Annotated in this window: 9 protein-coding genes; 4 read left to right on the top strand and 5 right to left on the bottom strand. The window is 41.7% G+C overall.

The genetic code is table 11. From position 1 onward, the window contains the following. The first annotated feature begins 51 nt into the window (after nt 1-51). The gene (locus CDG77_RS31780) at nt 52-1,614 is read left to right on the top strand and encodes a metallophosphoesterase family protein (protein ID WP_094333196.1); all 1,563 of its coding nucleotides are present in this window, start codon (nt 52-54) and stop codon (nt 1,612-1,614) included. Between the two features lie 108 nt (nt 1,615-1,722). Here CDG77_RS31780 and CDG77_RS31775 read toward each other — a convergent pair whose 3' ends face one another. The 4 genes from CDG77_RS31775 to CDG77_RS31760 form a co-directional block, all read right to left on the bottom strand. Next, a complete protein-coding gene (locus tag CDG77_RS31775; protein WP_094333195.1) occupies nt 1,723-2,130 on the bottom strand; it encodes a hypothetical protein in 408 nt (135 codons plus the stop codon). A 243-nt stretch (nt 2,131-2,373) separates the two neighbouring features. Continuing rightward, nucleotides 2,374-2,808, bottom strand: a complete 435-nt coding sequence (locus CDG77_RS31770) for a CAAD domain-containing protein (protein ID WP_094333194.1) — start codon at nt 2,806-2,808, stop codon at nt 2,374-2,376. Nucleotides 2,809-3,002: 194 nt separating this feature from the next. Continuing rightward, nucleotides 3,003-3,464: a BON domain-containing protein gene (locus CDG77_RS31765; protein ID WP_094333193.1), complete on the bottom strand. Its 462-nt coding sequence runs from the start codon at nt 3,462-3,464 to the stop codon at nt 3,003-3,005. Between the two features lie 135 nt (nt 3,465-3,599). Continuing rightward, complete coding sequence (locus tag CDG77_RS31760; RefSeq protein WP_094333192.1) at nt 3,600-4,877, bottom strand: histidine kinase; 1,278 nt, start codon at nt 4,875-4,877, stop codon at nt 3,600-3,602. Between the two features lie 534 nt (nt 4,878-5,411). Between CDG77_RS31760 and CDG77_RS31755 the strand changes: the two genes are divergently transcribed. The 3 genes from CDG77_RS31755 (at nt 5,412) to CDG77_RS31745 (ending at nt 9,367) form a co-directional block, all read left to right on the top strand. Further along, a complete protein-coding gene (locus tag CDG77_RS31755) occupies nt 5,412-8,534 on the top strand; it encodes a hypothetical protein (protein ID WP_094333191.1) in 3,123 nt (1,040 codons plus the stop codon). A gap of 115 nt (nt 8,535-8,649) precedes the next feature. After that, nucleotides 8,650-9,138, top strand: coding sequence for a molybdenum cofactor biosynthesis protein MoaE (locus CDG77_RS31750; RefSeq protein ID WP_094333190.1), 489 nt, complete (start codon nt 8,650-8,652; stop codon nt 9,136-9,138). Nucleotides 9,139-9,151: 13 nt separating this feature from the next. Next, nucleotides 9,152-9,367, top strand: coding sequence for a hypothetical protein (locus CDG77_RS31745; protein ID WP_094333189.1), 216 nt, complete (start codon nt 9,152-9,154; stop codon nt 9,365-9,367). A gap of 103 nt (nt 9,368-9,470) precedes the next feature. Here CDG77_RS31745 and CDG77_RS31740 read toward each other — a convergent pair whose 3' ends face one another. Continuing rightward, the gene (locus CDG77_RS31740) at nt 9,471-10,304 is read right to left on the bottom strand and encodes a hypothetical protein (protein WP_094333188.1); all 834 of its coding nucleotides are present in this window, start codon (nt 10,302-10,304) and stop codon (nt 9,471-9,473) included. Nucleotides 10,305-10,391: the final 87 nt, after the last annotated feature.

The raw sequence follows: 10,391 nt of genomic DNA, 5'->3' as shown, positions 1-10,391 counted from the left end.
GCTCCCCTACCCCCTGCTCCCCTGCTATTCAAGATTCAGGAGTATGTTGCATTGAAACTTGTATCAGATCCAGCGATCGCTAACAAAATTCGTAAGATGAATCAGCGAGTAAAGTGGCAAGATCCGTTAATTGTGGAACGGAACATCGACCAAACTCGCCTGATGTTAGAGGATGGACAAACAGACGATTCAGAATTCTCATTTTTAGTTGTGGGTGATAGTGGTTCTGGTAGGCATCGGGGACACAATCCCCAGCGACAGATAGCTGAACTGATGTTGCCCCATCACGATGAATCCCGGTTTATGCTGCATACCGGGGATGTAATCTATTTAGTGGGGTCGAGTGAATACTATCAGCAGAATTTCATCGAGCCTTACCGAGAGTTTATCTTGGGGGGAGAGCATCCAAAACGGATTGCTTATGACCAGATGATTTTTAAGCTGCCTATTTTACCAGTACCGGGAAACCACGATTACTATAACTTGCCCATTTTGTTGAGCTTGGCATCTCTAACAACATTACCGATTCGTCGCCTATTGCGATCGCGGTTAGACTTAGATGTAGCCTTACATGGCTCAGGAACTGGTGAGGCTTACGCACGGGCTTTTCTAGACTATCTGAAGGCGTTGCAGCTTCCAGGAGAGCTAACTAACCATTTAGATAAGTACTACACAGGTAAGACAGATACAGGTCGTTGTTTGAAGTACGAACCTGGGCATTTTACCCGCCTTCCCAATCGCTACTATACTTTTCGCTATGGCGGGATTGATTTCTTTGCCTTAGATTCTAATACATTTAACGATCCGCCACCCCTGCCTAAAACAAAACAAGGTGATGCCGATCGCAAAATCTTAGAAAAGCGTCGGGAAGATTTAGAGCAAGAAAAGCAGCAAATCATTGAAACCTCAGCCAAGCTTCGTCCTGAAAACCCCATTGAAGCCGACCAATTAGACGACTTGCACGCCAAGCTATCGCAAATCGAAGAAATTATTGTTGATATCAAGAAGCAATTAGCCAGTGACAAAACAATGCAGACTGATATCGAACAATTAGACTGGCTCAAGCAAAGATTAATTGAATCTTGGAATAATTCAGAAGTTCGGGGAAGGGTGATTTATTTCCATCATCCTCCTTACGTAACTGAGGCGACAAAATGGGAGCAAGCACAAACTTTGAGCGTTCGCGATCGCTTCCGTGGTGTGCTGGATGCAGTAGCTAAAGAAATCGGTTCCTTAAATCAGGGCCGTCCTTTGGTTGACTTGGTGTTAAATGGTCACGCCCACTGCTTAGAACACTTAGAGACAATGGATACAGGACACGCTGATGCTCATATCCACTGGCTTGTTTGTGGTGGAAGCGGGTTTAGTTTGCGCCGCCAACGGATTGAGGGAGCAGATTTGATGGAGACTTTTGGGAATGAAAATAGATTAGTGGCGCGATCGCATCTCTTCATTGGTCGCAACGGTCAAGGTTCTCTGAAGCGACGACCTTATTCAGGTTTACGTATTGATGTTAAAGGCGATAGACAGCCTAAGTTTATTGTCCGTCCTTTGGTTGCCGAATGGCATCAGCGACAATGGCATAATAGCGAACTCGAACCGTTGATTATTTAGTGTTAAACCTCATAAAAGTAGAGACGCAATGATTGCGTCTCTACATAAATACCTATTTATTTCGCCTAATTACGTGTGATTGCACCTAGTAAAAAGGATTAGTGTTAATTAAATTACTCCTGGGCCTCTACCGCGTTTGTCACCCTTGTCGGTTAACTTACCTTCTTCGTCTTGATTAACTTCTCCGAGTTCTTCAATACGTGCTGCCTTTTCCTCTGCTGCTTGTTTGCGTGCATCACCCGGTTCTTCGTAGTACATTTCCGGTTCAATTGCATAATTATTAGACAAACCTTCTTTGTCCACAGTATAGCCGTCAGTGGTGCGTATACTTTCTGAATCGCTTTGATCGTCAGTAAGTGCATCTGCTTCCCCTTCTTCTGTGGGGAGTGTTTTGTACTTATCTCCTTCTCTTTCCATTCGAGCAGCAGTCTCAGCTGGGATAATGCCGCGATCGTATGTATTTGATTCGGCTCTATCGGATGAATCTATATCTCTCTTAACTGCTTCATTAGCCATAATTTATGTCCTCGTTAAAAAATCTATTGAATAACTTCAAAACCTAGATTAGGCTGTTTTTAATCTCAAATCTACTATCTTTAGAAGTGATTTAAAGGTTAAGTATAACGCTATCTTCTATCCCTTTGGATATAAATACTGATAGTTACCAATATTAAAAAGGGGCTTAATGCTCTTATCTTAAGCCCCTGATTAAGGTTAAGCAAAGTTCCACCATATTATCTAAGCTTAATGGTTGGAAATTTATTCGCCCAGAAATTGGTTTTTTAGAGATTGAATTTCATCGGCTAATTCTTGCCGAGTTGAAACCTTCAATAGATAACGGGAAATAAACCAACTTGTGTAACCAATTCCAACTAATTCAAGTAGCGGTGATAGTAGTGGAATATCATTGATTGCATCCAATAGTGTTAATACTATTTTGGCTGTAACAATTGCTGCCCAAATTAAAGCAAAAGTTATTAGAGGCTGTTTATATTCCTTAAAAAAGCTACCTAAATATTCGGGTAATTGCTCTAAAAAGTGAGAAACCTGCCTCCCAATTTGCTGCCATTGAGATTCAGGTTCAGAAGCTGGTGGTAATTTTGGTAAGTTTTCAGTATCAACACCTTCAATTGCTAGCGTACCTTGTGATAAGGAGGTGTTGATGGATTCACGTTGCTGTTGTCCGGTTTCCATAGTTTTTATTCGCGGTAAGTACAATAGTTTGTGTAATGGAACTGAGCATCAATAAATATAATTATTAAGAACGTCAGTTTTTAATTCTTAGTAATCAGGAAGTGATAAGTATAACTAACTGACTACTAAGACTGAGCAGGAGCATCTAAATTTATTTTTGTCTACCTACTCTCTGGAATTTATTGTTAGTTACCTCAGTTTTTTGGTGGGGCAACAGTTGCTTTAACAACTACAGTTTTGACACCTTTGATTTCCTTCGCTAATTTTTCAATTTTAGCCAACTCCTGCTGATTGCTGACAGTTCCTCCAATAGTCACAACTCCATCCTTTGTGGCATTAACTGTTAGTTGACCTTTGGGGATGTTAGCTTCTAATTTGGAGCGAACTTCACTTGATAAGTCTCCTTTGGCTCTTTGTGTATCGCCACCAGTTGTATTATTACGCTGTTCGCGGGCGCGAATATCAGCATCAAGTTGTTTTCTGCGAACTTCACTTTGCGCGTCTTGTTGAGAAGCTTGTGTTATTTTTGCAGTTGGTGTTTGGGGAGCCTCATTAGGATTATTGGGTGCAGATTCACTTGTTTTAGAAGCGTTATCACAAGCAGCAACACCAAAAACTAAAAGACCGCTAATTAAGAAGGGGGTAAGCTTTTGCATAGGTTTAATTTGCAATCGAAAGTGAAATTTGTTGATATTTACGGCTGAAAGGAGGAGCAAGTTTTTTAAGTCAGGAGCAAAGTTTTAAAATTCTTGCTCCTGCAATTTTGGGTAATGAGTGACAGCTACTTTAAATTAAAGTACTTCGTCACGACGGTCAACAATGACTACAGAAGGATCGTCTCGATCGGTTTGTGTTGAGTAACTGGTGCCACTATTAACGGCTGCTGTGTCGTGATGCGTTACCCGGTCTAAACCTGGGCGATGTTCGCTAATTTCAGTGGCATCATAGATCGCAAACTCTTCAATTCCCCGATGTTTGAGAATCTTTTCAGCTTGGTGGATTTCAGCTTCGGTACCATCGATAATTACCAAGTAGTCGCCTTTTTGGAAGCGATCGCTATAAACTCGCGCTCTATCTTCAGGAATCCCTAAGCCAACAAGTGCGCCAACAATACTGCCAGCCGCCGCACCGATCGCACCACCAGCTAAGGTTGTCGCCAAAGCTGTTGCTACTGCACCACCAGCAATCACAGGCCCGATTCCAGGAATTGCTAGAGTTCCAAGTCCAACTAATAAGCCAGTCAAGCCACCTACGACTCCGCCTGTAGCTGCTCCAGCTTTTGCACCATCGTCTGCTTTATTACCTGTACCAACGTTTCTATCTACATCTACACCAGCGATTCCCTGACCGTTTGCATCTTTGGCTATGATGGAGACTCTACTTAAAGGAAAACCTGCATCTCGTAATTCTGTAAGTGCTGTTTCCGCATCTCGGCGATGAGAAAAGACTCCAATCGCGCGTTTAGCAACACCAGTATGAGCCGCATTAACATTAGGGGTTGGAGCAACATAATCAGCATTTCTAGCATCTGGGTTGTCGTAAATGCCAAACTCTTCGACACCCTGCTGATGGAGAATTGCTTCTGCTCTAGCGATTTCTGTATCTGTGCCATCAAGGATAACTAAATAGTGTCCTCGTCTCACACGTTCGTCGTAGACTCTAGCTCGTTCTTCAGGAATTCCTAGACCAATTAATGCACCGAGCAAACTACCTGCTACTGCACCAATACCAGCACCTGCGAGAGTTGTAGCTAAGGTTGTTGCTGCGGCTCCAGCCAGCATAATTGGCCCGATTCCAGGAATTGCCAAAGTTCCAAGACCGACTAATAAGCCAGTTAATCCGCCCAAAGCACCGCCAGTAGCGGCTCCTAGTTTAGCGCCATCGTCAGATTTATCACCGACGCGATCGCGCACTTCAGCCCCAGCAATATCATCTTTGTCTCCATCTTGCGTAATGACAGAGACTCTGTTCATGTCAAAACCGACTTTTTTTAATTCATGTAGCGCGTGTTCTACATCTCGGCGATTAGAGAATACACCTACACCACGTTTATGTACACCCACAACCATTATCTTTTCTCCTCAGCAAAAATAAATTATTCAACAAATTTATAGCTTGTAATACCCTTATTAATGCATGTTTTTGTTTTTGTTTCATCAATCGCTTGGAAGAATTTTTTTCTCTATCATTAGACATAGGTATTTTTATCTAAATGAGTAAATAAATCTCAAACATAAAATATTTTATTTTTTCTAAAACTTTAGAGATCGATCGTTGTAGTTTTAAATATTTTTGCTAAATATTAATATAAAAGGTATTATCCTCTACCGTTCAGCACCGTGAATCATCTATTTAGAACCTACCACGTACATAGATGCAATCAATAAGTTTATAAATATTACTTTTATCTAAAAACACTTCTTTTCTAGAATGCAACAAAAATTGGAAAAAGGATAACCAAGCATTTATTATTTAAAAATACAACTTTTGGCAAAAAAAACTATTACCTAAGAAAGTGTCAGCTTTTATAAATGATAATTAAGCTGATAATTAAAGCCATTTACTGCAATGGTTATTTAATTTATTGCAAGTGAGAAAATACAATGTTTCAAGGTGTTTTAAGTATTTTGGGATGTAACTGGTTGCCTTTTGGGTTAGTGCCGATAACTTTAGCTCAGGAAGCACTAACTCCAGAAGAAGCATCAGTTCTTTTTTCTGGGCCTAAATTCTTGGTAGCATTGCTGGCTGGGGTTTTGATGGCATTTGCCTTTCAATTATTATTGACAAACTTTTCAGTTGCTGTTGGAATTTCATCTTGGGAAATTGACTCAGATTCTGATGATGAGTCGGAAAGTTTGGGTAAGACAATTCGTAAAGGTCAAGCTAAAGTTGGTGCTTGGGCGTTAATAACGGTTAGTATTGCATTATTTATTGCTTGTTTTTTAGCAGTAAAACTTAGCCTAATCGAAAGTGCATTTTTAGGTGCAATTATTGGTGTAGTCATCTGGTCTACCTATTTTTCATTAGTAATTTGGTTGGGTTCATCAGCAGTAGGTTCTTTAGTTGGTTCTATTTCTAATACTGTAACTTCTGGTTTTCAAGCTTTGATGGGTACAGCAACTGCTGGTATCGGTGCTAATGCTGCGAAAAAAGAGTTAGTTTCTACGGCTGAAGATATTACAGCCGCAGTCCGACGGGAATTAACTTCAGGTTTCGATCCTGAAGGAATTAAAAATACGCTCCAAAGTTCTTTAGGTTCTCTGCAATTGCCAAAGCTGGATATTAAAGAAATTCGCACCCAATTTGACCAGCTTCTTAAAGATACAGATTTGCAATCTGTGGCGAACAGCGACCTATTAAAAAACATCGATCGCCAAACATTTATTGATTTAATCAGCAGTCGCACAGATTTTTCTAAAGAAGATATCAATGGCATTGCTGACCAATTTCAAGGTGCTTGGCAACAAGCTTTGAATAGTCAAAATCCCACAGAACAAGTAATTAATTTACTTAAATCTGCTACTCCTGAAGAACTTAATTCCGAGCAATTGGGCGAACGGCTTCAACAACTGGTTACAGTTGGAGGCGGTAATGGCAATGGTGTAATTAAGCAAGCTATTCGATACGGCTTGAGCGCTGCTGCACCAGCCGTTTTGGAGCGGATCAACCTTTCTGATATTGATGTCAGCAAAATTACAACTCAGTTGCAAAAGCTGAAAGAAAAAGTTCAAGATGTCGATGTCGATCGAGTCACAGAACAATTTCAAAAGTTTAGAGAGCAAGCAACTAAGCAAGTATCTGCAAAATTGCCAATATCACTTGAAAACGCGATTAAGGCAGATGTCGAAGACTACATATTGAATTCGTTCCCTTGGCACTTTAACCGAATTACCCTCGTAGATGAATTTAAAGAAGTTATCTATGACGTAAATGCAGATCCGACAACTGTGAGACGGGAGTTGGAAGAAATAAATCAAGAATATTTCACTAACTTGCTAAAGCAGCGAGGCGATTTGGGTGAAGCCAGAGTGAAAGAAATTTCCGAACAAATGGAAAGCGATCGCCTGGAAGTTTTAGAGACTGTAAAACAGGCCGAAACGCGAGAAAAAGGGCAAGATTTCCGCACGCGCATCGAAGATTATCTGCGTTCGACGGGGAAAGAAGAACTCAACCCTGAAGGTATTGAACGAGACTTTGCCAAGTTGCTAGACGATCCACAAGCTGGTTTTGAAGATTTAACTAGCCGCTTCGGACAATTTGACCGCGATACTTTTGTACAATTGCTCAGTCAGCGTCAAGATATCAGCGAAGAGGAAGCTAATAATATTGTTAGTCAACTCGAACGCAACCGCGATAATGTCTTGAATCGCGCTAGAGAATTGCAAGAACAAGCAAAAGCGAAAGCCGATGAACTGCGCCAAAGAGTTGAAGACTATCTGCGGAATACTAATAAAGACGAACTCAACCCCGAAGGCATCAAACGTGAGTTTAAAGTTTTACTAGACGATCCGCAAGCTGGAATTAGCTTGTTACGATCGCGCCTAGCGCAATTTGACCGCGATACATTGGTACAATTGCTCAGTCAGCGTCAAGATTTGAGCGAAGAACAGGTAAACCAAACTCTCGATCAGCTAGAATCAGTCCGAGATAGTATTTTGCAAGTACCGCAACAGGCGAAAGAACAGTACGAAAAAACTACTAAAGCGATCGCAGAATATCTCCGCAATACCAACTTGGAAGAACTCGATCCAGAAGGTATTAGAAGCGATTTGGAAAAATTACTCGACGATCCCAAAGCTGGAGCCTTAGCACTGCGCGATCGCTTATCTAATGTCGATCGAGAAACCTTAGTTAAACTTGTCAGTCAGCGCGGAGACTTGAGCCAAGAGGAAGTTAATCAGATCATCGATCGCGCCCAAGATGCCATTGGTGATATTATCAAAGCGCCAAAACGTTTAGCAAAACGTACCACTCAAGCAGCTTTAGATTTTGAAGCCAATCTTGAAGAATATCTGCGTAATACCAACAAAGACGAACTCAATCCTGAAGGAATCAAACGCGATTTGCAATTGCTGCTGTCTTCTCCTCGCGCTGGAATTGGAAGTTTAAGCGATCGCGCCTCGAAATTCGATCGTTCGACAATTGTGGCGCTGTTATCCCAACGTGAGGATATCTCAGAAGAAGAAGCTAACCGAATTGTGGATCAAATTGATTCAGTTCGCAGTTCCATTGTCGAACAGTTTCAGCAGATCCAGGAAAGGGTGCAATCAGTGCTGGATGGAGTTTTTGGTAAAGTTCGCAACTATCTTAACTCCCTGGATCGTTCCGAACTCAACTATGAAGGCATTAAGCAAGACTTTGCCAAAGTATTTGACGATCCGCAAGCTGGATTTGAAGCATTGCGCGATCGCCTCAGTGAATTCGATCGTGACACCTTAGTTGCTGTCATAAGTTCTCGTAAAGATATCTCTGAGGCAGACGCTAATCGCATTATCGATCAAATAGAATCAGCGCGGGATGGCGTATTACAACGAGCCGAACGCATCCAGAAAGAAACCCAAAAACGTTTGAAAGCTATCCAACATCAAGCTAAAAAGCAAGCTGAAGAAAGCAAAAAAACCGTTGCGAATGCTGCTTGGTGGATATTTGGGACAGCTATAACTTCCCTTGCAGCTAGTGCGATCGCTGGTGCGATCGCTGTGACTGGGCTAACTCTACCTGGTTAAAATATCTCCCTCATCAGGAATTTTGAAAAAATACAAAGTGGTATTCATTATTTAGAAATGAATACCACTTTTTTTATGGACAATAGAAAAAGCCCACATAAATAAAAATGCACTTATGACAACTACACTTAACTCTGCTGTTAAACCAAGAGCCGAAGATAGTTTTGCCATTAGCTTTGCACCATTGTCTCTTGAAGAAATCTATGCCAAGTCTGACGATCCAGCCAACGGTGCTGTGGTTCTGATGAGTGGAGTAGTTCGCAATCAAACTGATGGTAAACCTGTGATTGCTCTAGAGTATCAAGCTTACGAACCTATGGCATTGCGGGTATTTTATCAAATAGCTGCTGATATTCGCTTATCTACCTCTGATGTGAATCGGGTAGTGATTCATCATCGCACCGGACGTTTGCAAGTTGGAGAAATTAGCGTTTTAGTAGCAGTGGGTTGTCCTCATCGGAGTGAGGCGTTTGAAGCTTGTCAATATGCTATTGATACCCTCAAACACAACGCACCTATATGGAAAAAAGAAATTTGGCGAGATGGTTCTAGTAGCTGGGTGAGTATTGCTGCTTGCGAACAGTTAGGAGAAAATTGTTTTTAGTACAGTTTTAGTTTTGCATAATAAGCGTAGCGTTTTTAATGCAGGGGGATGCATTAGCATTGCAGGGGGATGCATTGGCATTGCAAAGGGATGCATTGGCATTGCAGAGGCACGCATTGGCATTGCAGAGGGATGCATTGGCATTGCAGAGGCACGCATTGGCATTGCAGAGGCACGCATTGGCATTGCAGAGGCACGCATTGGCATTGCAAGGTATTGCCAAATTTAATTTGCTACGAATTAATCAAATGTTGTACTTAGCAATTGGGCAAAACGGCTAAATGCGCCGCTATCAATGTATAACAGTCCCTGTTTCTCTTGTTGCAAGTCTCTTATTTACAATACTCTTTAGCGCTTTGCGTAGAATTAACACTTACTTGTGACCATTCTCTAATCACGAATTCGCTTAAACCAACGTGAGGCGATCGCTTGGCATCGAGGCTTTGCCAATCACTTTGACTTCCCCAGTCATAAGTGTATCCTAGTTGTGTCCACGGATAATGAACAACGGTAGTTGATGAGTCACTTGGTGAACCGTAGCGGCTCTTAAATTGCTGGGTAAACCAATCTTGATAGCTAGTTGAGATTGACTCAAAGGCGTTAGGTGAAGGAAATTCCACTTCTGCTTCACGATCGCTAATGTTAGGATCTCGACTAGGACGAAAGAGCGATCGCGGTTCTACCCAAAGTTCAACTATATATCTGGTTGTAGTTGCGGAGTCTGGAGGCAAACCCAATAATTGGTTCAGTCGATACTCTAAAGATATTGGGCTAGTAGTACGGTACGTTTTGCAAAATTTTTGTAAGTCTGGAACAGCCGTAACCCATAAATCGCGTGATAAAAGCATCACTTTACCCAAATTATCTGCATATCCAGGAAAGCTTGTCCAAGCTACTACTAAAACCCGGCTTTTGTCCCATTTCAGATCGGAGTTATACGAAACAATCGGAGTCAGATTTCGATAAATTTTACGAGGTTCGGCAATTTTTGCATCCTCTACTGCATCTAGATAAGCTTGTGGTAAGGGCGATGGATCGGAAGTATTTCCTCTTGTTGATTGTGCCAGAGATGCAGAATTTAACAAGGCTGCGGTAAGACCGATCACAATAGCAGCATAAGGGAAAACTCGCTTTTTAGTGCGATCGCTAGCCGGAACTAAATTCATATTCTTTTTTAAGATTTGGGAGATTTAAAGATAAATATGGCGATCGCCTCATAGCCCCCTCCTCGCCTGCGGGGAGGGGGTTGGGGG

Source organism: Nostoc sp. 'Peltigera membranacea cyanobiont' 213 (genome assembly GCF_002245975.1).
GTDB lineage: Bacteria > Cyanobacteriota > Cyanobacteriia > Cyanobacteriales > Nostocaceae > Nostoc.
This window is presented reverse-complemented; position numbering and strand designations above follow the sequence as displayed.